The 23,087-nt window shown below is 71.8% G+C and carries 27 protein-coding genes and 1 pseudogene; 14 read left to right on the forward strand and 14 right to left on the reverse strand.

The window, feature by feature from the left end; genetic code table 11:
- Positions 1 to 163: 163 nt before the first annotated feature.
- Entirely contained in the window at positions 164 to 532 is a 369-nt protein-coding gene (locus tag ACTWO6_RS22595; protein WP_130337889.1) for a DUF3037 domain-containing protein, read from the reverse strand.
- The gene (locus ACTWO6_RS22600) at positions 529 to 1,287 is read right to left on the reverse strand and encodes a HipA family kinase (RefSeq protein WP_446215799.1); all 759 of its coding nucleotides are present in this window, start codon (positions 1,285 to 1,287) and stop codon (positions 529 to 531) included. The genes ACTWO6_RS22595 and ACTWO6_RS22600 overlap by 4 nt, the downstream gene beginning before the upstream one ends.
- Positions 1,288 to 1,329: 42 nt before the next feature.
- On the opposite strand from ACTWO6_RS22600, the gene ACTWO6_RS22605 reads away from it, so the two are divergent.
- On the forward strand, positions 1,330 to 2,466 hold the full coding sequence (locus ACTWO6_RS22605) for a winged helix DNA-binding domain-containing protein (RefSeq protein WP_446220733.1): 1,137 nt from the start codon (positions 1,330 to 1,332) through the stop codon (positions 2,464 to 2,466).
- Here ACTWO6_RS22605 and ACTWO6_RS22610 read toward each other — a convergent pair.
- On the reverse strand, positions 2,454 to 3,041 hold the full coding sequence (locus tag ACTWO6_RS22610; RefSeq protein WP_446215800.1) for a nucleotidyltransferase family protein: 588 nt from the start codon (positions 3,039 to 3,041) through the stop codon (positions 2,454 to 2,456). The genes ACTWO6_RS22605 and ACTWO6_RS22610 overlap by 13 nt on opposite strands.
- The gene (locus ACTWO6_RS22615) at positions 3,038 to 3,184 is read right to left on the reverse strand and encodes a hypothetical protein (RefSeq protein ID WP_446215801.1); all 147 of its coding nucleotides are present in this window, start codon (positions 3,182 to 3,184) and stop codon (positions 3,038 to 3,040) included. Before ACTWO6_RS22615 ends, ACTWO6_RS22610 begins: the two co-directional genes overlap by 4 nt.
- Before the next feature lie 78 nt (positions 3,185 to 3,262).
- Between ACTWO6_RS22615 and ACTWO6_RS22620 the strand changes: the two genes are divergently transcribed.
- The 4 genes and pseudogenes from ACTWO6_RS22620 (at position 3,263) to ACTWO6_RS22635 (ending at position 6,909) form a co-directional block, all read left to right on the forward strand.
- Complete coding sequence (locus ACTWO6_RS22620; protein WP_446215802.1) at positions 3,263 to 3,814, forward strand: 2Fe-2S iron-sulfur cluster-binding protein; 552 nt, start codon at positions 3,263 to 3,265, stop codon at positions 3,812 to 3,814.
- Positions 3,811 to 4,803 (forward strand): FAD binding domain-containing protein, encoded by a 993-nt coding sequence (locus ACTWO6_RS22625; protein ID WP_446215803.1) that lies wholly within the window; start codon positions 3,811 to 3,813, stop codon positions 4,801 to 4,803. Before ACTWO6_RS22620 ends, ACTWO6_RS22625 begins: the two co-directional genes overlap by 4 nt.
- A gap of 95 nt (positions 4,804 to 4,898) precedes the next feature.
- Positions 4,899 to 5,849 (forward strand): annotated as a pseudogene (locus ACTWO6_RS22630) (xanthine dehydrogenase family protein molybdopterin-binding subunit); the annotation flags it as partial.
- Positions 5,850 to 5,940: 91 nt separating this feature from the next.
- Positions 5,941 to 6,909, forward strand: coding sequence for a molybdopterin cofactor-binding domain-containing protein (locus ACTWO6_RS22635; RefSeq protein ID WP_446215804.1), 969 nt, complete (start codon positions 5,941 to 5,943; stop codon positions 6,907 to 6,909).
- 102 nt (positions 6,910 to 7,011) lie between these two features.
- Here ACTWO6_RS22635 and ACTWO6_RS22640 read toward each other — a convergent pair whose 3' ends face one another.
- The 3 genes from ACTWO6_RS22640 to ACTWO6_RS22650 all read right to left on the reverse strand — a co-directional run bounded on the left by ACTWO6_RS22640 (position 7,012) and on the right by ACTWO6_RS22650 (position 9,645).
- Positions 7,012 to 7,623 (reverse strand): class I SAM-dependent methyltransferase, encoded by a 612-nt coding sequence (locus ACTWO6_RS22640; protein ID WP_446215805.1) that lies wholly within the window; start codon positions 7,621 to 7,623, stop codon positions 7,012 to 7,014.
- A gap of 73 nt (positions 7,624 to 7,696) precedes the next feature.
- Entirely contained in the window at positions 7,697 to 8,347 is a 651-nt protein-coding gene (locus ACTWO6_RS22645; protein ID WP_446215806.1) for an HAD family hydrolase, read from the reverse strand.
- A gap of 248 nt (positions 8,348 to 8,595) precedes the next feature.
- Positions 8,596 to 9,645, reverse strand: a complete 1,050-nt coding sequence (locus ACTWO6_RS22650; protein ID WP_446215807.1) for a mechanosensitive ion channel family protein — start codon at positions 9,643 to 9,645, stop codon at positions 8,596 to 8,598.
- Positions 9,646 to 10,100: 455 nt separating this feature from the next.
- Between ACTWO6_RS22650 and ACTWO6_RS22655 the strand changes: the two genes are divergently transcribed.
- Together ACTWO6_RS22655 and ACTWO6_RS22660 are read left to right on the forward strand one after the other, a co-directional pair.
- The gene (locus tag ACTWO6_RS22655) at positions 10,101 to 10,547 is read left to right on the forward strand and encodes a hypothetical protein (protein WP_446215808.1); all 447 of its coding nucleotides are present in this window, start codon (positions 10,101 to 10,103) and stop codon (positions 10,545 to 10,547) included.
- A 148-nt stretch (positions 10,548 to 10,695) separates the two neighbouring features.
- Entirely contained in the window at positions 10,696 to 10,818 is a 123-nt protein-coding gene (locus tag ACTWO6_RS22660) for a hypothetical protein (RefSeq protein WP_446215809.1), read from the forward strand.
- Positions 10,819 to 10,893: 75 nt separating this feature from the next.
- Here ACTWO6_RS22660 and ACTWO6_RS22665 read toward each other — a convergent pair whose 3' ends face one another.
- The 4 genes from ACTWO6_RS22665 to ACTWO6_RS22680 are packed head-to-tail and all read right to left on the reverse strand — an operon-like array spanning position 10,894 to position 15,237.
- Positions 10,894 to 12,102 (reverse strand): ABC transporter ATP-binding protein, encoded by a 1,209-nt coding sequence (locus tag ACTWO6_RS22665; protein WP_446215810.1) that lies wholly within the window; start codon positions 12,100 to 12,102, stop codon positions 10,894 to 10,896.
- A gap of 9 nt (positions 12,103 to 12,111) precedes the next feature.
- Positions 12,112 to 12,948 (reverse strand): carbohydrate ABC transporter permease, encoded by an 837-nt coding sequence (locus ACTWO6_RS22670; protein ID WP_446215811.1) that lies wholly within the window; start codon positions 12,946 to 12,948, stop codon positions 12,112 to 12,114.
- A 1-nt stretch (position 12,949) separates the two neighbouring features.
- The gene (locus tag ACTWO6_RS22675) at positions 12,950 to 13,951 is read right to left on the reverse strand and encodes a carbohydrate ABC transporter permease (RefSeq protein WP_446215812.1); all 1,002 of its coding nucleotides are present in this window, start codon (positions 13,949 to 13,951) and stop codon (positions 12,950 to 12,952) included.
- Positions 13,948 to 15,237 carry an ABC transporter substrate-binding protein gene (locus tag ACTWO6_RS22680; protein WP_446215813.1) on the reverse strand — a complete coding sequence of 430 codons (1,290 nt, stop codon included), beginning with the start codon at positions 15,235 to 15,237 and terminating at the stop codon, positions 13,948 to 13,950. The genes ACTWO6_RS22675 and ACTWO6_RS22680 overlap by 4 nt, the downstream gene beginning before the upstream one ends.
- A gap of 234 nt (positions 15,238 to 15,471) precedes the next feature.
- Between ACTWO6_RS22680 and ACTWO6_RS22685 the strand changes: the two genes are divergently transcribed.
- From ACTWO6_RS22685 to ACTWO6_RS22700, 4 genes are all read left to right on the forward strand, one after another.
- Entirely contained in the window at positions 15,472 to 15,771 is a 300-nt protein-coding gene (locus ACTWO6_RS22685; protein WP_446215814.1) for a DsbA family protein, read from the forward strand.
- A 118-nt stretch (positions 15,772 to 15,889) separates the two neighbouring features.
- Positions 15,890 to 15,982, forward strand: a complete 93-nt coding sequence (locus ACTWO6_RS22690) for a VOC family protein (RefSeq protein WP_446220734.1) — start codon at positions 15,890 to 15,892, stop codon at positions 15,980 to 15,982.
- 185 nt (positions 15,983 to 16,167) lie between these two features.
- A complete protein-coding gene (locus ACTWO6_RS22695) occupies positions 16,168 to 16,599 on the forward strand; it encodes a hypothetical protein (RefSeq protein ID WP_446215815.1) in 432 nt (143 codons plus the stop codon).
- Positions 16,600 to 16,646: 47 nt separating this feature from the next.
- Complete coding sequence (locus ACTWO6_RS22700; RefSeq protein ID WP_446215816.1) at positions 16,647 to 16,922, forward strand: hypothetical protein; 276 nt, start codon at positions 16,647 to 16,649, stop codon at positions 16,920 to 16,922.
- 94 nt (positions 16,923 to 17,016) lie between these two features.
- Here ACTWO6_RS22700 and ACTWO6_RS22705 read toward each other — a convergent pair whose 3' ends face one another.
- Positions 17,017 to 17,475, reverse strand: a complete 459-nt coding sequence (locus ACTWO6_RS22705) for an AMIN-like domain-containing (lipo)protein (RefSeq protein ID WP_446215817.1) — start codon at positions 17,473 to 17,475, stop codon at positions 17,017 to 17,019.
- Positions 17,476 to 17,722: 247 nt separating this feature from the next.
- Here ACTWO6_RS22705 and ACTWO6_RS22710 point away from each other — a divergent pair, with 247 nt between their 5' ends.
- Positions 17,723 to 18,421 (forward strand): winged helix-turn-helix domain-containing protein, encoded by a 699-nt coding sequence (locus ACTWO6_RS22710; protein WP_446215818.1) that lies wholly within the window; start codon positions 17,723 to 17,725, stop codon positions 18,419 to 18,421.
- Positions 18,414 to 19,358 carry an MBL fold metallo-hydrolase gene (locus ACTWO6_RS22715; protein WP_446215819.1) on the forward strand — a complete coding sequence of 315 codons (945 nt, stop codon included), beginning with the start codon at positions 18,414 to 18,416 and terminating at the stop codon, positions 19,356 to 19,358. The genes ACTWO6_RS22710 and ACTWO6_RS22715 overlap by 8 nt, the downstream gene beginning before the upstream one ends.
- A gap of 695 nt (positions 19,359 to 20,053) precedes the next feature.
- On the opposite strand, the gene ACTWO6_RS22720 is transcribed toward ACTWO6_RS22715, so the two are convergent.
- Both ACTWO6_RS22720 and ACTWO6_RS22725 read right to left on the reverse strand, forming a co-directional pair.
- Positions 20,054 to 20,839, reverse strand: coding sequence for a DUF4184 family protein (locus ACTWO6_RS22720; protein WP_446215820.1), 786 nt, complete (start codon positions 20,837 to 20,839; stop codon positions 20,054 to 20,056).
- A 21-nt stretch (positions 20,840 to 20,860) separates the two neighbouring features.
- On the reverse strand, positions 20,861 to 21,559 hold the full coding sequence (locus ACTWO6_RS22725) for an HAD family hydrolase (protein ID WP_446215821.1): 699 nt from the start codon (positions 21,557 to 21,559) through the stop codon (positions 20,861 to 20,863).
- 174 nt (positions 21,560 to 21,733) lie between these two features.
- Here ACTWO6_RS22725 and ACTWO6_RS22730 point away from each other — a divergent pair, with 174 nt between their 5' ends.
- On the forward strand, positions 21,734 to 23,083 hold the full coding sequence (locus ACTWO6_RS22730; RefSeq protein WP_446215822.1) for a hypothetical protein: 1,350 nt from the start codon (positions 21,734 to 21,736) through the stop codon (positions 23,081 to 23,083).
- The last annotated feature ends 4 nt before the right edge of the window (positions 23,084 to 23,087 follow it).

Raw genomic sequence — 23,087 nt, forward strand, 5'->3', positions numbered from 1 at the left:
CAAGATTTCCGCAAGTTCCGATCCGCAACGGTGCCGGCGCTCCGCCCGCCGGGGATCCTGTTCGCACCGGTGTCGGCGGAACCCCGCCGCCGCCCCACACCGGCGAACCTGAACGGGGGATCGCGCTCCGCCGGCAACGAGGCTGGCGTAGCGCGATCAGGGGTCAGCGGACCAGGGCCGCCATCAGCCGGTCGAGCTCCGCCGCCGGATCGGCCGTCAGCCCGGTGTGCACCGGGCCGGCCTGGATCATCGTGCTCCGCGGGGCGGCCAGCCAGCGGAACCGCTCCCCCCGCTTCATCGTCCGCGCCGGTCCGTCGCCGCCGCAGGTCCGGTCCCAGGAGCCCAGCGCCGCCGCCACCGCATCCAGGTCCACGTCGGGGGCCAGTGCCCGCGCCCGGTCGGCGTCCAGATGGGTACGCGCGCCGAGGAAGTCGCGGGCCTGGCAGTAGAGGATCACGCCCACGTTGATCTGCTCGCCGCGCTCCACCCGGGGCACCAGCCGGATCACCGCGTACTCGAAGGGCTCTCTCATGCCGCGCTCCCGGTGGGCAGCCAGGCGTCGGTCCGCGCGACCCGCCGGGCCAGGTGGTCCACGTACGCCGCCCGGGCGGCGTCGGGCGTGTCGAAGTCCGGACCGGCCAGCCACTCTCCCGGCACCAGCTCCAGGACCTCGGTGAGCAGCTCCCGGCCGATCCGCGGGGCCAGCTCGGCGTCCGCCTCGGCCAGCCGGGTGGCGTACGGCGCGAGCACGTGGTCGTCGGCCCGGTAGGCCCGGTGCACCGCGGCCTCGGCGCGCGGCCAGTTGTGGTGAAAGTAGAGGGTGGCACCGTGGTCGATCAGCCACAGTTGCCGGTGCCACATCAGCAGGTTGGGGTTGCGCCAGCTCCGGTCGACGTTCTCGGTGTACGCGTCGAACCAGAGCACCCGCGAGGCCAGCGCGGGGTCGACCGGGTGGGCGACCGGGTCGTAGCCGAGCGCGCCGGGCAGGAAGTCCATCCCCAGGTTCGCCCCGCCGCTGTTGCGCAGCAGCTCCTGCACCTCCTGGTCGGGCTCGGCCCGGCCGATGACGGGGTCGATGGTGAGCACCACCAGGCGCGGCACGGCCAGCCCGAGCCGGCGGGCCAGCTCGCCGCAGATCACCTCCGCCACCAGCGCCTTCGGCCCCTGCCCCGCGCCACGGAACTTCGCCACGTAGGTGCCGAGGTCGTCGGCCTCCACCACGCCGGGCAGCGAGCCGCCCTCGCGCAGCGGGGTGACGTACCGGATCCCGGTGACCTGTCGGAGCACGTCGCCCACCCTAACCCGCCGGGCATGTCGGACCGGCCGCCTATGCTGGCCGCCACCATCGACGGAAGGCGGCCCGTGGACGTGCGGCTCACCGGCGCGGAGGCCCTGGCCCTGCGGATGACCAGCCTGTTGCTGCGCCCGCACCCGACCGCCCGGCCGGACGACGTGGCCGGGGTGGTCGAGTGGTTCGGCGCCATGCAGGCCCAGGACGCCGCGAGCGGCATGTGGTCGCTGGGCGTCCGCCTGCCGGGGCGCACCCTCGCCGACGTGCGGGCGGCCCTGGAGCGCCGGGAGGCGCTGCGCACCTGGCCGATGCGCGGGACGGTCCACCTCGTACCGGCGCGGGACGCCCGCTGGATGCTGGCGGTGACCGGCGTCCGCACGCTGGCCGGCGCCGCGGCCCGGCGGGCGGTCCTGGGCCTCACCGAGGCCGAGGCCGACCGGGCGGCCGACGCGCTGGGCGCCGCGCTGGCCGGCGGCGGCCGACTCACCCGCGCCCAGTGCCTCGCCACCGTGACCGCGGCGGGGATCGACACCGCCGGGCAGCGCGGTTACCACCTGCTCTGGTACGCCAGCCAGCGCGGTGTCACCTGCATCGCCCCGCACGTCGGCTCGGAGCAGACGTTCGCCCTGCTGGACGAGTGGGCGCCCGACCCGCACCGGCCGGAGCGCGATGAGGCGCTGGGCGTCCTGGCCTTGCGCTACTTCCGCAGCCACGGCCCCACCACCCGGCAGGACTTCGCCGGCTGGACCGGGCTGACCGCCGCCGATGCCCGGCGGGGCATCGCGGTGGCCGGCGACGCCCTGGCCACCGTCCGGGTCGACGGCACCGAGGCGGTCGTCGACGCGGCGCTGCTCGACGCGCCGCGCGGGCCGGTCGACGACCTGCACGTGCTCCCCGGCTTCGACGAATACCTGCTCGGGTTCAAGGACCGGGCCCTGATGCTCGACCCGGCGGACAAGCAGGCGGTCATCCCCGGCGGCAACGGGGTCTTCCAGTCCACGGTCGTCCGCGCCGGTCGGGTGGTGGGCACCTGGAAGCGCACCCTCAGCAAGACCCGGGCCACGGTCACCGTGCAACCGCTGGTCCCGTTCGACGGCGGGCTGCGGACCCGGGTCGAGGCGGCGCTGGACGGCTACGCCCACTTCCTCGGCCTGCCCCTTCGTCACTCCTGGTGACCGGCGGCGGCGTGTCGGGCCAGGTCGGCCGGGGTGTCCACGTCCAGGGGTGACCCGAGGTCGTCGCACGGCACCACGGTCACCAGGTCGGGACGGGCCCGCAGCAGGTCGCGGGCGCCCCGGTCCCCGGTGGCGTACCGGTCGAGCAGCGGCCACACGGCGCGGCCGAGCAGCACCGGATGCCCGATCCGCCCGGCGTAGGCGGCGGCGGCGACGGGCGCGCCGGCGGCGTGGGCCGCGCACACCCGGCGCACTGCCGCCGGGGTGAGTGACGGCTGGTCGACGAGCACCACCACGGCGGCGGGGACGTGCCCGGGCAGCGACGCCAGACCCCGGCGCAGCGAGCCGCCCAGCCCGTCCCGCCAGTGCGGGTTGACGACCGGCACGGCCCCGGGAAGCTCGGGCAGCGCGTCCGCGCCGGCGCCGACGACGACGTGGACCGGCGCGCAGCCGGCGGACCGCAACAGCCGCACCGCGCGCCGGACGAGCGGCTCGCCGTCCAGCTCGACCAGCGCCTTGGGCCGGCCGAACCGGCGCCCCGCCCCGGCGGCGAGCAGCAGCCCGGCGACGGTCACCGCGGCGACCCCGCGGGCTGGCGGGCCCGGTCCGGGGCGCGGTGGATCGGGCCGCGCAGTCCGCGCAGCGCCCGGCCGGTGCCGCCCTGCCGTCGGGCCACCCCGTCCGCCCAGCCGTGCACCACGCCCAGCACCTCGCGCATGCCGCTCCGCCGATCGCACCGGCCGGGCATTAGCCCGGATTTGTCCGTTAATAGTACGGACAACGGTAGTCTGACCGGGTGCGCAGCGGACGGGGGAGCGGGAATCCGGCGGACGGCGGATCGTCGTCCCGAGTCGCCCTCGCCGTCAACGGTGTCGACCACGACCTGACGCTGGACAACCGGACCACCCTGCTGGACGCGCTACGGGAGCGACTCGGCCTGACCGGCAGCAAGAAGGGCTGCGACCACGGCCAGTGCGGCTCGTGCACGGTGCTGCTCGACGGCCGGCGGGTGAAGAGCTGCCTGATCCTGGCCGCCACCCTGGACGGTCGGCAGGTGACCACCGTGGAGGGACTCGCCGGACCGGACGCGCTCTCCCCGCTCCAGGCCGCCTTCGTCGCCCACGACGCCTTCCAGTGCGGCTACTGCACCCCCGGCCAGCTCTGCTCGGCGCGCGGGATGCTCGACGAGGTGACCCGGGACTGGCCCAGCGTGGTGACCGACGACCTGACCGCGCCGGTGGAGCTGACCGACGCGGAGGTGCGCGAACGGATGAGCGGCAACCTGTGCCGCTGCGCCGCGTACCCGAACATCGTGACCGCGATCCGCGCGGCGGCGGCGGCCCGGTGAGAGCCTTCCGCTACCGCCGGGCCGTCGACGTCGCGGAGGCGGTCGCGCTGCTCGACGCGGACCCGGAGGCGGCGTACCTGGGCGGCGGGACCAACCTGGTGGACCTGATGAAGCTCGGCGTGCAACGGCCCGGTCTGCTGGTGGATGTCAGCGGGCTGCCGCTGGACACGGTGGAACCGGGACCGGACGGCGGGTTGCGGATCGGCGCCACCACCCGCAACAGCGACCTCGCCGCGCACCCGCTGGTCCGGCGGGACTACCCGCTGCTCGCCCGGGCCCTGCTCGCCGGCGCCTCCGGGCAGTTGCGCAACATGGCGACCACCGCCGGCAACCTGCTGCAACGCACCCGGTGCGGCTACTTCCAGGACACCGCGAAGGCGTGCAACAAGCGCGAGCCGGGCGCCGGCTGCGCGGCGTTGCACGGACAGAACCGCGAGCTGGCCATCCTCGGCTGGTCCGAGCACTGCGTGGCGACCCACCCGTCGGACCTGGCGGTCGCGCTGGTCGCGCTGGACGCCGTGGTGGAGGTACGCGAGCCGGCCGGACCCAGGGAGGTGCCGCTCACCGAGCTGCACCGGACGCCCGGCGACCACCCCGAGCGGGAGACCACGCTCCCCCGCGGCGCGCTGATCACCGCGGTACGGGTCCCGCCGCTGCCGTTCGCCCGGCGGTCGGAGTACCTGAAGGTGCGCGACCGGGCCGCGTTCGCGTTCGCGGTCGGCTCGGTGGCGGCGGCGCTCGACCTCGACGGGGACGTGGTCCGGGACGTCCGGCTGGCGTACGGCGCGGTCGCCCACCGGCCGTGGCGGGCGTACCGGGCGGAGGAGCTGCTGCGCGGCCGGCCGTTCACCGCCGAGCTGGCCGCCCGGGCCGCGGACGCCGAGCTCGCCGCGGCCCGGCCGTTGCGGCACAACGGGTTCAAGGTGCCGCTGATCCGCAACATCACCGTCCGCGCGCTGACCGGGCTGGCCGCTTCGGGGCGGACATGAGCGCGGCACCGGTCGGCGCGGTGGGCCGGGAACACCCGCGGCTGGAGGGTCGGGACAAGGTCACCGGGGCGGCCCGGTACGCGGTCGAGTACCCGATGGACGGCGTGACGTACGGCTGGGCGGTGCCGGCGACCGCGGCCCGCGGCCGGATCGTCCGGGTCGACGTGGCCCCGGCGCTGGCCCTGCCCGGGGTGCTCGACGTGCTGCACCACGGCAACGCGCCCCGCCTGGCGCCCGGGGTGGACGCGGACCTGTTCCTGCTCCAGGAGCCGACCGTGCACTACCGGGGGCAGTTCGTCGCCGTCGTGGTGGCGGAGACCATCGAGGCGGCCCGCGAGGCGGCCCGGCTGGTCCGGATCGAGTACGACACCGAGCCGCACAGCACCGTGCTCTCGGAACACCACCCCGAGCTGTACCGGCCGGAGAAGGTCAACCCGAGCTATCCGACGGACACCGCCGAGGGCGACTTCGACGCCGGTTTCGCGGCGGCCGAGGTGCGCGTCGACGCCACCTACCGGACCCCGGCCTACCACAACAACCCGATGGAGCCGCACGCCACCACTGCCCGCTGGCGGGACGGGCGGCTGCTGGTGCAGGACTCCAACCAGGGCTCATCCCCGGTGCAGGCGACCCTCGCCGAGCTGTTCGGGCTGCCCCGGGAGGCGGTTCGGGTGGTCGCCGAGCACGTCGGCGGCGGCTTCGGCAGCAAGGGGTACGCCAAGGCGGCCGTGGTGCTCGCCGCGCTGGCCGCCCGGCAGGTGGACCGGCCCGTCCGGCTGGCCCTGACCCGGCAGCAGCTCTTCGGTCCGATCGGGTACCGGACCCCGACCATCCAGCGGGTCCGGCTCGGCGCCGACGCCGACGGCCGGATCGCCGCGGTCTGCCACGACGCCATCAGCCAGACCTCGACGCTGACCGAGTTCGCCGAGCAGACCGCCGTCTACACCCGCAGCATGTACGCCGGGCGGCACCGGCGCACCACCCACCGACTGGTCCGACTGGACGTGCCGACCCCGTTCTGGATGCGCGCGCCGGGCGAGTGCCCGGGCGCGTACGCGCTGGAGTCCGCGATGGACGAGCTGGCGACGGCGTGCGGCGTCGACCCCGGTCGAGCTGCGGATCCGGAACGACCCGGCCGTGGATCCCGACACCGGGCAGCCGTTCAGCAGCCGGAACCTGATCGCCTGCCTGCGGGAGGGGGCGCGCCGGTTCGGCTGGGCCGACCGGGACCCGACGCCGGGGGTTCGGCGCGACGGGCGGTGGTTGGTCGGCACCGGGGTGGCGGGCTCCAGCTACCCGGCCCGGTCCCGCGCGGCCGCGGCGGCGGCCACCGCCGCGCCGGACGGCACCTTCGAGGTACGGATCAACGCGACCGACATCGGCACCGGCGCCCGGACCGCGCTGTGGCAGGTGGCCGCCGACGCGCTGGGCGTACCCGTCGACCGGGTGGTGATCCGGGTCGGCGACAGCGACCTGCCCCCGGCGGGCGTGGCCGGCGGCTCGATGGGCACCGCGTCGTGGAGCTGGGCGGTCATCCGCGCCGGTGAGGCGCTGCGCGAACGGATCCGCGGGGCTCCCGGGGGTGCGGTGCCGGCCGAGGGACTGACCGTCGAGGTGAGCACCGCCGACGAGGTCCGCGCGCAACCCGCCCGGCCCCGCTACGCGTACGGCGCCCACTTCGTGCAGGTGCGGGTGGACGCGGACACCGGCGAGATCCGGGTGGGGCGGATGCTCGGGGTCTTCGCCGCCGGCCGGGTGGTGAACCCGACCACCGCCCGCAGCCAGCTCATCGGCGGCATGACGATGGGGCTGTCGATGGCGCTGCACGAGGAGGGCCTGCTCGACGAGCGGTACGGCGACTGGGTCAACCACGACCTCGCCATGTACCACGTCAGCGTCTGCGCGGACGTGGAGCGGATCGAGGCGTACTGGCTGCCGGAGGAGGACCCCGAGCTGAACCCGGCCGGGGTGAAGGGGATCGGCGAGATCGGCATCGTCGGCAGCGCCGCGGCGGTCGCCAACGCCGTGTACCACGCGACCGGGGTACGGGTCCGGGACCTGCCTGTCCGGCTCGACAAGCTGCTGGACCGACCGCCCACACGGTGACGGGGCCGTCGCCCCGTCAGCACTGACGGCAACCGGGACGCGGCGACGAGATGCAGGCCGCCTTTGCTTCGGCCAGTGCTGTCGAGCCGTGGTCGGTGGCCTTCATCGCCCGTTCGCCGGGCGCCGCAAACCCAGCAGAGTCCACGACACGTCCGCGCGGCCGTGCAGGTCGGACCGCCTGCTGGAGTGGACTACGTCAAGCCGGTACTCACGAGCCAGTGCGATCGTCTCCCGGGCCGGAACGTCGTACATCCGCCGCCCCGCCGGCACGGGCCCGTGGCGCACTGAGAGGATCATCTGCCCGCCCGGCTCCAGCAGGTTCCCCAGCCGCCGCATCGACGTATCCCGCTCGGCCCGGTCCAGGTGCATCCACACGGCGGTGACCAGGATGAGGTCGAAGCGCAGGCCCCGCCTGTGAATCACCGCGAGGTCGGGCAGTGCATCGTCGACCCAGTCGATGTCCATGTCGGGGTGCAGGCGTCGGCCGTGGTTGCGAAGCTCGGCCGTCGGCTCCACGGCAACGACCCGGTGTCCGAGCGCGGACAGCGCGGCGGCGTCCCGGCCGGTGCCCGCGCCGACGTCCATGACTTGGCTTGGCCGTTCCGGGAACAGGTGCAACACTTCGCGGTGCACTTCGCCGAACGACACGCTCTCGTACTGGCGGGCCAGCGTGTCGGCTACTTCGGCGTAGCCGGTGATTCCACGTGGTGCCACCAAAGGATCTTCTCCAATCGAACGCTGGCGGTTGAGGTGTCCGCGGTCGCCGGTCGGCCCGCAACCCGGTGGCTCACGCGGCCGCCAGCAGGGCCGGCAGCTTGCGCATGTCATCGAAGACGACCGTGTCTGGACCCTCCAGCCATGTCGCTGGGGTCAGCCCGCCGGCGTAGCCGAAGCACCGCATCCCGGCGGCGCGGGCCGCCTGCACGCCGTAGCGGCTGTCCTCGACCACCACGCACGCGTGCGGCGGCACGCCCATCCGGGCGGCGGCGTGCAGGAACAGATCTGGGGCGGGCTTACCCCGGGCCACCTCGCTCGCGCTGAAGATGCGCCCGGAGAACCGGTGGTACAGGCCGGTACGGCCGAGAGTGTGCCGCATCTTCTCGTGCGAACCGCTGGATGCCACACACGTCGGCGTCACGATCTCGTCGAGAGCTTCGACTATCCCGTCCACTGGAGTCAGCGCCACGTCGACCTCCCGCCGGTGAGCCTGGTCGAACCGCAGGGCCCACATGGCGGCCGTATCGGCACCCAGGCGGGCGGCGATCAACTCACCGATGGACGCACTGGAGCGCCCTACGAACTGCTCGATGACCTCCGCCTCACTCAACGGCCAGCCCAGTTCGGCGCCCACTGCGACGTTGACACGCACGGCGATGGGCTCGCTGTCGACCAGCACGCCGTCGCAGTCGAAGATGACAAGCCCGACCGGATCGATCATGCCGCGAGGGTAGCCGAGGCGGGAACGGCCGACCCAGCGCACCTCGACGCGATGCGTCAGGTGTCCGGCAGCCAGCCGGCCGGCAGCCGGCTGTGCAGCACCGGCTGCGACGGACCGTAACGGTGGAACCTCGCGGCCGTAGGGCTTGCGGATCCCCGCCACAGCGGCTTGCCACCGGAGTCCGCCTCCGCGCTACCCGGCTCGGCGCTGCTGCCGCAGCCGACCTGCGGCCGTCCCGGGCGAGGGTATTACGGGTGATACTCGCCCCGGGTGCGTGGGAGCCATTGCGGGTGTTGGTCCCGGACGTACGTGGTGAGGGCCTCCCGCATTTCGCAGGCGAGGTTCCAGGCGCTGGGTGAGTCTGCGGCCCAGGCGCGTAGCTTGACGGCGACTGCTTGCGGTGTCACGTCGACCATCTGTAGTTGCCATTTGTTGTCGCGTTCCCACAGCGGGTTCGCCTCCAAGAGGCGTTGCGCCTCGCTGCGCAGCTCGTTCAATTCGGCGGTGAAGTCCAAGTGCAGGGTGACTTCGCTGATCACCCGAGCGTCGTGTCGGGTCAAGTTTTGGAAAGCGCGTTCGGTGAAGAAGGTGGTGGGCACGGTCAGCCGCCGTTCGTCCCACATCCGCACGACGACGTGGGTGAGGTTCACCTCCTCGACGCGGCCCCACTCGTCGTTCACCACGACGACGTCGTCTTCCTGCATGGCGTGGGAGACAACCACCTGGAGTCCGGCGAGGACGTTGCCGAGCGTGTTCCGGGCGGCGAGGCCGACGACGACGCCGAGGACTGCCGCGGATGTCAGCAGGGATATGCCGAATGCCCGCAGGGTGTCGAAGGTTGTCAGGACCCAGCCGATCGCCAGCACTGCGACGATAGCCCCGGCCAGTTTGCGAAGCAGCCGGATCTCGTTGCGGGTCCGCCGGATGGACGGATCCTTGCTGTGCGGGGGGAGTTGTAGCAGGGCGCCTGCCTCGGTGACGCGCAGCGCCTTGGCCGCCAGCCAAGCGAATGCAAGGACCAATACCAGGCGCAGCGCGTTACGGCCGTGGGGCAACCATTCATTGGGCAGGTCGGTGTATTGCAGTGTGAAGTACAGGGCAGCGAGTGCCAGGATGAGGATTGTCAGGCGGCGGCAGGCGCGATAGGTCGGCATCAACAACGACCGGTAGGGCTCCCTCGCCGCCTTCTTGATGGCTACGCCGATGAGCCAGCCCACGAGCCAACCAGCGGCGACGGCAGCCGCGACGACCAGCGCCGTGCGCACCAACGCGACCGGGGCCAGCAGAGGAGCCGGCACCGCAACGTACGACGCGTACCGTGCGTCGCCGTCTTCGCCCCCGCCGCCCCGCAGCGCCTGACACCACCGAGGTTTATCGAGAGGTAGCCGTGTCCGGTGCCGCCGCGTCCTCAACTCCTCGGAGCGCCGACATCGACCGGACAGTCGCCTGCCAGCTAGCGCACCTAGCGGCCGGTGGTTTCCCACCCACCCAGCATCCCCGCCCTCGGCCATGAGGAACCGTCTCGTACCGTACCGCTCCGCGCCGCCGAGGGCGGGCGTCAGCATGGGGAGCTTCTTGCGGCCTGGGATACCCACAGAAGGGAATACCCATGGCGACAACGGCAAACCGACGTGGATGCATGGGTGCCCGGGACTGGGGTTCGGCAGAACGTTTGGTAAGGATGGGCCTGGCGGTATGGTGCCCTGTGCCAGGACACGGGCTCTACGAGCGACCTGGGCGGGAGTTAGGAGAAGTGAGCCGCATCGTCGACCTCTGGCGGCAGGGCTCCGCGCCGGGTGTCAGCGGGCTTTACCGCGTGGACGGATCTGCCCACATCGTGCGCTCAGACGGCCCTGATCTGTCGTTCATCCGGATCGGTGGCGCCTTTGACCTGGATGATCTGCTATCCGCCGACCCTGAGGAGGTTGCCCAGATTGATGAGTCGGCGAGAGTGAAGTTGCCGGACGGTTCGGGCTTCCTGTGTTGCGGTGAGGGTGCCCACGGGTCCGAGGGGTTCTTCGCGCGACTCGACCCGCAGGAGAACCTGATCTGGATGGTGTTCCTCCGTAATGGCAACCCGATCATTCGAATCGGCATCGGTGGTTCGAGGGCCACATTCAGCAACAACCTTGGAAGGTCGATTTCAATCGACCTGGCCGACCTCCACTGTCGACGATCCGGGGCGATCACGGCAGGTTGACGTATCGGCACCGGGTGCAACTCTGCCGACCGTCGAGCACGCCAGCGCCGCCTTTCCGCCGGATCGCTGGAATCGACCTCGCAGCTGCCGAGCGGCCTTCCTGCCGCTGATGGGGCTCGCCGGCAGCTCCTGCACCGCGGAGACGATCGTGACGGCACTCAAGCGCCTCGGCGAGCAGATTCATCTGAGCTGCTGTACTCCGCTGCCGAACAAGATCGAAAAAGGCCGTCTCCGACTAGCGGAAACGGCCTTTGACCTGGGGTGGAGCTGAGGGTGATCTAACCCCCGACCCCCTCGACGGGAACGGGGGCCGGCGGCTGCTGCCACCGGCCCCCGTTCGCGTCGGTCAGTCGGCGAGGGCGCCGGCCGCCCGGCCCTCGTGCAGGGTGAGGTTCCGGCCGGTGGACGGGTCGAACAGGTGGATCTTGTCCAGGTTGAACCAGACCCGCCGGTTCTCCCCCTCCCGCACCGCCGACTCGGCGGAGAGCCGGGTGACCAGGCTGGACCCGGCACCGGCGAAGTCGGCCGCGCCCGCGTCGGCGGCCAGCTCCTCCAGCTCGGCGGCGGTGGCCCGCTCCCCCTCGACGGTGAAGTAGACGTACTTGTCCGAGCCCATCGACTCGACGATGTCCACCGGCGCCTCGAACTCCATGCCCCGGCGGCGGGTCTCCTCGTCGATCAACTCGGCGTCCTCGAAGTGCTCGGGGCGGATGCCGAGGATCAGCTCGCGCGGGGCGTCGGCGCCGTCGAGCTCCCGGCGCACCCGCTCGCCGATCGACACGTCACCCAGCGCGGTCCGCAGCCGACCGTCCTCCACCGCGGCGTGCAGGAAGTTCATCGACGGCGAGCCGATGAAGCCGGCGACGAAGAGGTTGCGCGGGTGGTCGTAGAGCTCCTGCGGCGGACCGACCTGCTGCACCGCCCCGCCCCGCATGATGACCACCCGGTCGCCGAGGGTCATCGCCTCGGTCTGGTCGTGGGTGACGTAGACGGTGGTGGTGCCGAGCTGCTTCTGCAGCCGGGACACCACCGTGCGCATCTGCACCCGCAGCTTGGCGTCGAGGTTGGACAGCGGCTCGTCCATCAGGAAGGCCTTGGGCTGCCGGACGATCGCCCGGCCCATCGCCACCCGCTGGCGCTGGCCGCCGGAGAGGTTGGCCGGCTTGCGGTCCAGCAGCGGGGTCAGCTCCAGGACCTTGGCCGCCTCGTCGACCTTGGCGTCGATGGTGGCCTTGTCCAGCTTCGCCAGGCGCAGCGGGAAGGCCATGTTCTCCCGGACGGTCATGTTCGGGTAGAGCGCGTAGGACTGGAAAACCATGGCGATGTCCCGGTCCCGGGGCGCCTTGTCGTTGACCCGCTCCCCCGCGATCCGCAGCTCGCCGGAGCTGATGTCCTCCAGCCCGGCGATCATGTTGAGGGTGGTGGACTTCCCGCAGCCCGACGGACCGACCAGGATCACGAACTCGCCGTCGGCGATCTCCAGGTCGACGTCCTGCACCGCGACGGTCCCGTCCGGGAACCGCTTGCTCACCTTGTCCAGCACGATGTCAGCCATGACTACCACCTATCCCTTGACTGCGCCGGAGGTCAGGCCGGAGACGATGCGGCGCTGGAAGAAGAGCACGAACAGGATGATCGGAATGGTGATCACCACGGCGGCCGCGCAGATCGCCCCGGCGGGGTCCTCGAACTGCGACTCGCCGGTGAAGAACGACAGCGCCACCGGCACCGTGCGGGACCGCTCGGTGGAGGTCAGCGAGATCGCGAAGAGGAAGTCGTTCCAGCAGAAGATGAAGACCAGGATCGCCGTGGTGAACAGCCCCGGCGCGGCCAGCGGGGCGATGACCCGCCGGAACGCCTGGCCCTGGGTGGCGCCGTCCATCTTCGCCGCCTTCTCCAGGTCCCACGGGATCTGCTTGAAGAACGCCGACAGCGTGTAGATGGCCAGCGGCAGGGCGAAGGTGATGTACGGCAGGATCAGCCCCGGCCAGGTGTCGAAGAGGCCGAGCTGACGCTCGATCTCGAACAGCGGCGACACCAGCGACACCTGGGGGAACATCGCGATCAGCAGGGAGACCCCGACCAGCAGCTTCTTGCCGGGGAAGTCCAGCCGGGAGATCGCGTACGCGGCCATCGCGCCGAGCACCACGGCGATCAGGGTGGCGATCAGCGCGATGCCGATCGAGTTGGCCAGGGCCCGGACGAACTGGTCGGTCTGGAAGATCGTCCGGTAGTTGTCCAGCGTCCACTCCCGGGGCCAGAACTTCCCGTCGGTGAGGGTGGCCGGGGTCTTGAACGACAGCGAGGCGATCCAGAGCACCGGGATCAGCGCGAAGACGACGACGATGACGTCCAGCAGACCCCAGCGCAGCTTCGCCCGCGCGGTGGTTTCGACAGCCATCTCAGCGCCTTTCCCCGTCGTCGCTGCCCGGGGCAGCGGTACCGAACAGCTTCACGAAGACGAAGGCGATGATCGCCACGGTGAGGAAGATCAGCACCGACATCGTGGAGCCGATGCCGAGGTTCAGACCCCGGATCAGGTTGTTGTAGGCGAGCATCGACACCGACGAGGTCTCGTTGCCGCCCGCGGTGAGCACGAAGATGTTGTCGAAGACCCGGAACGCGTCCAGCGTGCGGAACAGCAGGGCGACCAGGATCGCCGGCTTCATCACCGGCAGCATCACCTTGGTGAACCGCTGCCAGGAGGTCGCGCCGTCGGTGGAGGCCGCCTTGAGCAGGTCCTCCGGGACGAGGGCCAGGCCGGCCATCAGCAGCAGTGCCATGAACGGCGTGGTCTTCCAGATCTCCGCCAGCATGATGATCGCCAGTGAGCTGGCCCGCTCGGTCAGCGGCGCGCTGCCGTCGAAGACGTTCGCCAGGTAGCCGGTGCCGGGGGTCCAGGCGTACCGCCAGGAGAAGGCGGCGACGACGGTGACGATCCCGTACGGGATCAGCGCCGCGGTGCGGACGATGCCCCGGCCGACCAGCGTGCGGTGCATGATCAGCGCGAGTCCCATGCCGAGCACCAGCTCGACCGCGACCGTGACCACGGTGATCAGCGCGGTGACCCCGAACGCGGTCCACCAGAACTGGTTGGTCAGCACGGTGGCGTAGTTCTCCAGCCCGATGAACTCCCGCTGGTCGGGGAAGCGCAGATCGAAGCGCTGCAGCGACAGCCAGACCGAGTAGAGGATCGGGTAGGCGGTGACCAGCACCATGACCAGCGCGGCCGGCGCGCAGAGCAGCCAGCCGAGGCGGCGCTCGGCCCGCTTGTTCTCGCTCAGCGGCGCCCTGGCCCGTTGGTTGGCCCGCTGGGCGGGCACCGCCGCGTGCCGGCCGGCGGACCGGGTGGCGGTCTCGTCGGCCGCGACGTCCGCACCCGTAGGGGTGGCGTTGATGCTCACGGGAGGACCCCCTTGGATTCGAGGGCGTCGGCGATGGCGTCCCGCAGCTCGTTCGCGGTCTGCTCGGGCCGGATGCCTGACGGCGGCGACAGGATCGCCGACATGACCGTGGAGATGCTCTGGTAGGCGGGGGTCAGCGGACGGACCGCCGGCTCCTTCAGCTCCTCCAGGATGGTCTCCTTCATCGGGTACGCCTTCTCCATCTCCGGGTCGTCGTAGACCTTCTCGATGGTCGGCGGCACGCCGTCGTTGACCGCGGAGAACTTCTGGTTCTTCTCGTTGCGGATGCACCTGGCCGCCTCGAACGACTCGGTCGGGTGCTTGGAGTACGTGCTGACGGCCATGTTGACGCCGCCGATGGTGACCTTGCTCGGGGTGTTCGGGTCGATGCCGGGGACCCGGGCCCACTTGACCTTCTTCGCCAGGTCCGGGTTCGCCTCCTGCATCGCCGGATAGACGAAGGGCCAGTTGACCTGGAAGGCGCCCGAGCCGCCCTGGAACTCCAGCCGGACCGGGTCCTCGGTGGCGTTGGTGAAGGACGGCGACGTCACGCCCGACGTGGCGAACTTCTTCAGCTGGTCGAGGGCCTTGACGGTGCCCTCGTCCATCACGGCCTGCTTGCCGTCGTCGCTGAGGATCTTGCCGCCGGCGCTCTCGGCCAGGGTGTTGTAGAGGACGACGAGACCCTCGTACTGGGCGCCCATGGTGAGCACCTGGTACGGCTTGCCCTGCTGCTTGAGCTGCTGGGCGGCGGAGATCATCTCGTCCCAGGTCTTCGGTGGCTGCTGCACCAGGTCGGTCCGGTACCAGAGGAGCTGGACGTTGGTGTTCTTCGGCGCGGCGTAGAGCTTGCCCTCGTAGCGGGCGGTGTCCAGCGGGCCCGCCAGCGTGCCCTGCTCCGCCTCCGCCTTGTCCTGGCCGGTCCACTCGCGGATCCAGTCGGCGCTGGCGAACTCCTGGGTCCAGGTGACGTCGAGGCCGAGCACGTCCATGCCGCTGTCCTGTGCGGCGAGCCGGCGCACCAGCTGCACCCGCTGGTCGTCGGCCTGCCGGGGCAGCACCCGATAGACGATCTTGTATCGCCCCTGGGCCTGCGCGTTGCAGTCGTCGACGACCTTCTGCAGGTTCTGCTCCGGCGGGTAGTACAGGTTGATCGTGGGCGTACCGCCGTCGCCGCCGGACCCGCAGGCCGCGAGCGGCGCCACCAACGTCAGTGCGGCGGCTGCCGCCGCCGCACGGAACCGTGTTCGTCGCCGACCCGCGGCCTCGTCGGGGTCTGTCGTCATCGCCCTCCCCCTTTCTTTGGCGAGAGCCGGGGGAGTTGCCCGTGCCCCGGCGCACGGCGAGACGGTCCGGGCGCTGGTTGCGGCAAATCCACTCGGCCCCGGGCGTTTCGTGCGCCAACAGTGCCCGACCTGCGACGCTGCGAAACCTGAGCGTCACGGAACGGGAAAGACAGGGCCTGGGGTGAGCGGGATCACCACCCTGCGCGCCGGCCGGGCGGCCCTTGCGCTCGGCGGATGGACGCCACCTTCTTCTTCGATCCCGCCTGCCCGTGGACCTGGCGCACCTCCCGCTGGCTGGTCGCCGTCGCCGGGGCCCGGGGGCTGCGCGTCGAGTGGCGGGCGTTCAGCCTGGCCATCCTCAACGAGGGCCGGATCGCCCCCGAGGGCGCCGACGCGATGGCCGCCACCGGCCGGCGCTCCGGCCGGTGGAGGCGCAGCGCGCCGAGGGCCGCCACGACGACGCCGGCCGCTTCTACGCCGAGCTGGGCGCCCGCACCCACGACGCCGGCAACCCGCTTGGCGACAAGATCGTGACCGCGGCCGTCGAGGCGGCCGGCCTCACCACGGCCGCGCCGGCCCTCGACGACGAGCGCTGGGACCGGGCGGTACGCGAGTCGCACGCCGCGGCTGATCGCGGCCGGCGGCCACGCTGCTGCGCGAGCTCGACGACCGGACCGGCTGGTGGGTGCTGGCCGACCCGGAGGGCAACGAGTTCTGCGCCTTCCCGCCCCGTCCCACCCAGTGAACGGCGAGGCTACCCAGCGTGCGCCCGGTGCACTAGCGTTTCGGTAGCTCCGCAGCCAGCGCGTCGCCGTCGAAGTCGATACGCCTCCGGCCGACCCCCGACCCGTCCGATCGGTTGGTAATCGCGGGAACCCCCCTCTGCCGCGTCACCGGTTGGGCAGGATCGTCCCCAACGAGGAGGTTGTCGTGCAGGACACCCGCGCTCTCGCCCTGACGTTCGAGGTGAGCGGCCTGCCCCCGGTCAAGACCGAGGCCCTGTCCATCTTCGCCGCCGGGCACCGGCAGGCGACCCGGGTCCGCGCCCTGCTCCAGGCGGCCTGCGAAGCCGCCCAGCGCACCGGCTGGACCCCGCTCGCCGGGCCGATCGAGGTGGACCTGACCCTGCGCTGCCCGCCCGGGCACCGCACCTCCGACGCCAGCACCCTGCTGGGCGGGGTCTGCGCGGTGCTGCAGGACAAGAAGCGGGTGGCCAACATCGGGCTGGCCCACCTCGGCGTCCTGGTCGACGTCGCCCTCTACGACGACGACCGGCAGATCCGCCGGCTGTCCTACCTCGAGGAGCCGGCGGAGGACTTCTCGTACCAGGTCCGGGTGGCCGCCGTACCCACCGTGGTTTGACCGACGGCCGCGGTGGGGTACCGCGGACGCCGATGAAGGGAGCGCCGATGTCGGAGCCACATGTCACGCTCGACCCGAGCGGGCTCGATGCAGTGCAGCAGAAGCTGCGCGGCCCGCTGGAGGATCAGCTGACCTCGGCCCTGCAGGCGGCAATCGAACGGGTCCGGTCCAGCTACGCGGGCGAGCCGGTCGAGGAGGTCTGCCGGCGGCTGCTCGACGAGACCCGCGCCGGACTGCACCCGGACATCGCCGCCGGCTTCAACCCCGACATGGACGAGTTCTGCCGGGTCGCCGTGGCGATCGTCCGGGGCGGGGCCTCCTGAGGCACGCCTGAGCCGACCGCGCCGACCCTCGGTCGGCGCGGTCGGTTCCGTCGGCCGGGGCGCCCGCCTCGACCACGGCGAACGCCGCCGCGGCTCAGCTCCGGCGCACGTCGACGGAGACGACGTGGGTGCCGTCGGGACGGGTGGACTCGCCCAGCCGCACCGGCACGGTCGCGCCGGACGGCGGCTGGAGCCCGAGCCCGAAGCTGAGGTACCCCTCGAAGTCCCCGGCGGGCGCCCAGCCGCGCAGCGTGGGGTGGCCGATGGTCCGCGCGGGCGCGCTCACCGTGCTCTGTCCGCTGCTGTCATGCCCCTGCGCCGGGTTGAAGCGGACCGCGAGGAACGCGGTGCCGGGCAGCTCGACCGGGGCGCCGCTGCCGTCGGACTCCACCCGGGCGACGTAGCCGACCTGGTAGCTCGGCGTGGGGCCGCGGAAGCCGAAGGTGATCCGGCTGAACCCCTCGGCCGGGTGGTCACCGACCTGGATCTGGACCAGGACGGGCAGTGGCTCACCCGGCGCCGGGGTGACCGGTACCCGGACGGTGTGCGCCACCCGGGCCGGCGACGAGGGCCCTCGCCATCCTGGCGATCTGCGCCGCCGACGCCACCACCGACGAGCCCGACGACCCCGGCTTGATCCCACTGACCGTCAACGAGATCCGCCGTCTGATCAACACCCTCATCATCCGGCCAATCCGCGGCCTCACGCACCGTTTGCACTGGTCACAATGGCGCCGCCGCCATCAAGCCCGTGCCCGACGATCCCACTACCGACGACGCCTCAACCTCGAACTTCAGTCATGATCCCGAACGGCAACTGCCGTACCAGTGGGACTCAAGGTTTCAACTCGGTCGATATTGTCGACAATGCCAAAGAAGTGCTTGACATCTCGCAACCCCAAAGTATCCTTTGGCATATGCGTATCAGCGACGCCATGGCCATCCGGGCGCTGGCCCATCCGGTCCGGCTGGACCTGCTGGAGCTGCTGGCCGCGACCGGCCCGGCCACAGCCGCCCAGTGCGGCCGCGCGCTCGGCGTGCCGCAGGCCAACTGCTCATTCCACCTGCGCCAGCTGGCCAAGTACGGGTTCGCGGAGGACGCCGGGCCGGGCGGCGACAAGCGCGAGCGGAAGTGGCGCGTGACCGATCCCCAGCGGCGCCTGCGGATCGCCGCTAGCGGAGATGCGGTCGTCCAGCGGCAGCTCGAGCGGGTCGTGGTCGAGCGGGAGATGCAGGCGATCCTCGGCTACGTGGACCGCAATGACGAGGAGAGCTCGGCGTGGCAGAAGAGTCTCATGACCGCGGTGGCGGTCATGTCGGCCGAGGAGGCCGCCGACATCAAGCAGAAGGTCACGTCGATCCTCGAGCCGTACATCGCCCGGATCAGTGCCGGCGGTGTCCGGCTCCAGCCCGGCCAGCAGCACGTCCGGTACTTCATGGCGGCCACACCGCTGCCGAACTTCGACCTAGTGGACAGCGAAAGTGATTCCGATGACTGATGACCTGATCGACTTCGTGAGCGCCGCCCCCGCGAAGGGGTCGCTCGCTGTGCGCTGGAACCACGGCGTGCCCTCGAAGCGGCGCGACCGCGACCCGAAGATCCAGGTCCACGCGTACGACGAGCACACGATCATCCTGCGGCAGAGCAAGGCCACCAGCTACGAGGCCCCGTTCCTCTTCCTGCTGTTTGGCAACGAACGCGCGCTTCTGCTCGACACCGGCGCCACCGCCGACTCCGACCTATTCCCGCTGCGCGCGACGGTCGACGGGCTCATCGCCGAGTGGCTCGATGCGCACCCGCGCGAGAGGTACGAGCTGGTGGTGGCGCACTCGCACGGGCACGGTGACCACGTTGCCGCCGATGCGCAGTTCGCCGGCCGCCCGAACACCACGGTGGTGCCGCGGGAGGTGGATGCGGTCCGGTCGTTCTTCGGATTCGGCGACAGCTGGCCCGCGCAGACCGTCACCCTGGACCTCGGCGGCCGGGCGCTGGAGATCCTCGGCTCCCCGGGCCACCACCAGGCGGCGATCACCATCTACGACCCGTGGACCGGGATCCTGCTCACCGGCGACACGGCCCTGCCCGGCCGGCTGTACGCGTTCGACGCCGCGGCGTACCTCGCAACGCTCAACCGGCTGGTCGCCTTTGCCGCCACCCGGCCGGTGACGCACGTGCTCGGCTGCCACATCGAGATGAGGAACCGGCCCGGCCGCGACTACCCACTCGGGGCGGAGTACCAGCCCGACGAGCGGGCCCTGCAGCTGACCGCGGGCCACTTGACGGCGATCCGCGACGCAGCCGCGTCCGCCGTGGGCCACCCGGGGGTTCGGCGGTTCGACGACTTCATCCTCTACACCGAACCCCGCAAGCGGGATCTCCTCAAGCTGCTGGCCCGCGCCCGGGCGTACAAGCTCGCCGCGATCTTCCGACGTTGAGGCCGTGACGTCGAGCATCCGCCGTGGATCGTGTCGGACGAGTTGTTGCGGCTGAAGTAGCCCTCCTAAATCGGACACCTCACGTCCGTTTTGGGAAATTGAGCCTTCACAGGCAGCGGCGGTGGGCACGGGAATCGCCGTCGGTGGACGACCCCGCAGACACCGGCTTCCAAACTTGACGATCCCACTACACACGTCGGCTCAGGCTCGAACCTCAGCCATGATCCCGAACGGCGGCTGCCGTACTAGCTCAACCTGCATCTCAATTCCAATTCGGGAGTTGATAGAACGAGCAGATGTTGGTGCCACCCGGACGGACATTCGTCGAGGTCGGCCCGCCGTAAACGCTTTGGGATGGCACGACGCGGAGGAATCTCGCCGGGGACGGGTCAGGACCGGGTCCGCAACTCCCCGGTCCTGACCCCCAGCCGTCCGGCGTGGTAGCGGAATTCGCCGTTGCGAGCGCGGCAGGCGTGGCACGCCGCCAACGCCGGGCTCAACACGGCGAGCCGGCCCGCATGCACTCAGCTCCACGGTGCCCAACTACCGGACTTCGGCGCGTCCCCGACTCACCCCGAAGAGCCGTGAACGCGGGCCCAGGTTAGGCATCCCGCCGCAGGTCGAACAAGCTTCTGCGGGCCGGGGAGAATGTGATTGATGCCAACGTTGAAATACGGCATGTCGGCGTAACAGGGTCAGCCGGAGTGGCGCTGTTTCTCCTCGGAGCGACCGGTCCGCCCGCCCACCCGTCGCGCCTCGGACCGGCCGGCCGCCACGGCGCCGGCGATCAGCGCGAGCGCGCCCAGATGCAGCAGCCGCACCCCGCCCGGGGCCGGCACCGTCGCGTACGGCAGCGCCGGCAGCACGGCCGCGCCGGCGGCCGTGACGATCAGCGCCACCCCCCAGAAGGCCGTTGGTCGCGCCGGTGGCGCCGGCGGTCGTACGCCGTCAAAGATCTCATGCCGGCGGGCGGCGCGGAGCGCCAGGCCGACCACGACGACGCCGCCGCCCACCGTGCTGAGCAGGTCGGCGAAGAGCCACCAGTACATGCCGGTGAGCGCGTGCCAGTCGACGCCCAGGGCGCGCAGCCAGCGGTCGGTGTGGGTGACCCGGTCCCAGGCGACGTGGCTGGCCGCGCCGATCAGCGCCGAGCAGACGGTGACCTGCCAGGGATGCCGGACGCCGCCGAGGGCGGCATGGTCCCGCCAGGCGAAGGCACGGTCGCCGGGCAGGTGCACCGCGATCCCGGCGATCGTCCGGCGGACGATCCAGGCGTAGCCGAGCGCCACCGGCAGGCACCACCAGAGCAGCCCGCCCAGCGTGTGGGTCCGCAACCCGAGGTCGTACCGGGTGCCACTGAACAGGTAGCAGACGTCCGGCGACACCGCCCCGGTGGCCAGCGCCACCCCGTCGAACCAGTGCGGGCGCCACAGCTTCAGCGGCAGCACCGGAGCCAGGTGCGAGGGGAACGTCAGCGGCACGACTGAGACATTACCGGCGGATCAGAAGTGCCGGAGCAGGTCGGGGAAGGCGGCCAGCCGGACCACCCCGGTGTCGGTCGGGTCCAGCTCGTCGTGCTCCAGCACCCAGGTGTTCTCGTTCGGGATGAAGACCGCGTTCAGGCCGGCGGCCCGGGCCGGCAGGATGTCCGACCGCGGGGAGTTCCCGATCATCCAGGCGCCGGCCGGGTCGAACCCGTGCTCGGCGGCGAGCCACCGGTACGTCTCGACGTCCTTCTCCCGGACGATGTGCGCGGCGCGGAAGTGGCGCAGCAGGCCCGAGGCGTCCAGCTTGCGCTGCTGCTCCTCCTGCTCCCCCTTGGTGAGCAGCAGCAACTCGTGGCGGGTGGCGAGGTCGTCCAGCGTCTCCGCGACCCCGGCCATCAGCTCGACGGTGTGCCCGACCAGCGCCGCGGCCAGCTCGTCCAGCTCCCGGCGCTCCCGCTCGGTGGCCGGCCGCGCGCGCAGCCGCTCCAGGCACTCCCCCAGGCTGCGCAGGAAGACCTTGCTGCCGTAGCCGTGCGCCACGGCGTTGGCCCGCTCGATGTCGTCGAGGACGGCCCGGATCTCGGTCCGGTCCAGCGTGGGATGATCCAGCCAGGCGAGGAAGTCGTCGATCACCCGCTCGAAGAGGACGTTGTTCTCCCAGAGCGTGTCGTCGGCGTCGAAGATGAGCACCGTCGCCTCCCGGCGCTGCCGCATCGCGTTCCCCTTCCGTGTCCGGACCGGGGACACGCTACTGCGCCCGACCGACCGGGACATCCGGTTATGTCCCGCGGTTGCGGCCGGACGGCCGGTGCGGATTGACCGAACGCCGACGTACCGGCGGCGGCCACCCGACTGCGCGTACCGGCGTCGCCGGGTGATGCTTCGGCGATGACGACCTCTCGCGATCATCCACGTTCGACGCGGGCCCGGCCGACCGGCCGGACCTGGCGTCACCGGAGCGCGGCCACCGGACTGGCGGCCGCCCTCGTCGCGGCGGGCAGCGCCCTTCCCGCGACCCCGGCCCTCGCGGTCAACGCCACACATGCCACCGTGGTCAGCGCCGACCCGGCGAACTGGACGCCGCACGCGCTCGACGGCACGGTCTACCGGATCATCCAGATCGGCAACCGGGTCTACATGGCCGGTTCCTTCACCAAGGTCCGCAACGCGGGCAGCACCACCGATCTGGCCATGCCCCGGCTGGTGGCCTTCGACGCCACCACCGGCCGGATCGACACCACCTTCCGGCCGGTGGTCAACGGCACGGTCAAGGGCCTCGCCGCCGCGGCGGACGGTCGGTCGCTCTACATCGGCGGGTCGTTCACCTCGGTCAACGGCGTGGCCGCCCCGCGGGTGGCCCGGATCGACGCGGCCACCGGGGCGCGGTTCGCCGGCTTCGCCCCGGCCGCGCTCAACGGCCAGGTCAACGACATGCGGCTGGTCGGCGACCGGCTCATCGTGGGCGGCGCGTTCCAGACCGTGGGCGGGGTGACCCGGCGCGGTCTGGCGGCGCTGAACGCGGGCACCGGCGCCGCCGACTCGTCGGTGAACCTGCGGCTCGACGGGCCGCGCACCACCACGACCGGGGTCACCGGCCCGGTCAAGGTGGAGGCGCTCGACGTCTCCGCCGACGGCAGCCGGTTGATCTTCGTCGGGAACTTCAGCACGGTCGCCGGCCAGGCCCGGCACCAGCTCGCGGTGGCGCGGCTGAGTTCCACGGGGGCGACGCTCTCCGGCTGGTGGACCGACCGGTACCAGCCGACCTGCGCGAGCAGCTTCCCGACGTACATGCGCGGGGTGGACATCTCCCCCGACGGGACCTGGTTCGTCGCGGTGACGACCGGCTACATGTACACCGGCCGGCTCTGCGACGCGGCGGCCCGCTTCGAGTTCGGCACCGAGACGGGCGGCAAGCAGCCGACCTGGGCGAACTACACCGGTGGGGACACCCTGCTCTCGGTGGCCATCACCGGCCCGGCGGTGTACGTCGGCGGGCACCAGCGCTGGCTGGACAACCCGTACGGCCGCAACTCGGCGGGGGCGGGCGCGGTGTCCCGGCCGGGGATCGGGGCGATCCACCCGGTGACCGGCAAGGCGCTGGCCTGGAACCCGACCAAGGATCGCGGGGTCGGCACCGCCGAGCTGTACGCCACCGAGCGCGGACTCTGGGTCGGTAGCGACACCAACACCGTCGCCGGTGAGTACCACGCCAAGATCGCCTTCTTCCCGGTGCCCTGACCCG

It is taken from the genome of Micromonospora sp. IBHARD004 (genome assembly GCF_052814115.1).

Coding starts and splice junctions, on each gene's coding strand:
- ACTWO6_RS22595 (WP_130337889.1), bottom strand. CDS start 532: ATGAGAGAGCCCTTCGAGTACGCGGTGATCCGGCTGGTGCCCCGGGTG.
- ACTWO6_RS22605 (WP_446220733.1), top strand. CDS start 1,330: ATGCTGGCCGCCACCATCGACGGAAGGCGGCCCGTGGACGTGCGGCTC.
- ACTWO6_RS22615 (WP_446215801.1), bottom strand. CDS start 3,184: ATGCGCGAGGTGCTGGGCGTGGTGCACGGCTGGGCGGACGGGGTGGCC.
- ACTWO6_RS22645 (WP_446215806.1), bottom strand. CDS start 8,347: ATGATCGATCCGGTCGGGCTTGTCATCTTCGACTGCGACGGCGTGCTG.
- ACTWO6_RS22665 (WP_446215810.1), bottom strand. CDS start 12,102: ATGGCTGACATCGTGCTGGACAAGGTGAGCAAGCGGTTCCCGGACGGG.
- ACTWO6_RS22670 (WP_446215811.1), bottom strand. CDS start 12,948: ATGGCTGTCGAAACCACCGCGCGGGCGAAGCTGCGCTGGGGTCTGCTG.
- ACTWO6_RS22680 (WP_446215813.1), bottom strand. CDS start 15,237: ATGACGACAGACCCCGACGAGGCCGCGGGTCGGCGACGAACACGGTTC.
- ACTWO6_RS22685 (WP_446215814.1), top strand. CDS start 15,472: ATGGACGCCACCTTCTTCTTCGATCCCGCCTGCCCGTGGACCTGGCGC.
- ACTWO6_RS22700 (WP_446215816.1), top strand. CDS start 16,647: ATGTCGGAGCCACATGTCACGCTCGACCCGAGCGGGCTCGATGCAGTG.
- ACTWO6_RS22710 (WP_446215818.1), top strand. CDS start 17,723: ATGATCCCGAACGGCAACTGCCGTACCAGTGGGACTCAAGGTTTCAAC.
- ACTWO6_RS22715 (WP_446215819.1), top strand. CDS start 18,414: ATGACTGATGACCTGATCGACTTCGTGAGCGCCGCCCCCGCGAAGGGG.
- ACTWO6_RS22725 (WP_446215821.1), bottom strand. CDS start 21,559: ATGCGGCAGCGCCGGGAGGCGACGGTGCTCATCTTCGACGCCGACGAC.
- ACTWO6_RS22730 (WP_446215822.1), top strand. CDS start 21,734: ATGACGACCTCTCGCGATCATCCACGTTCGACGCGGGCCCGGCCGACC.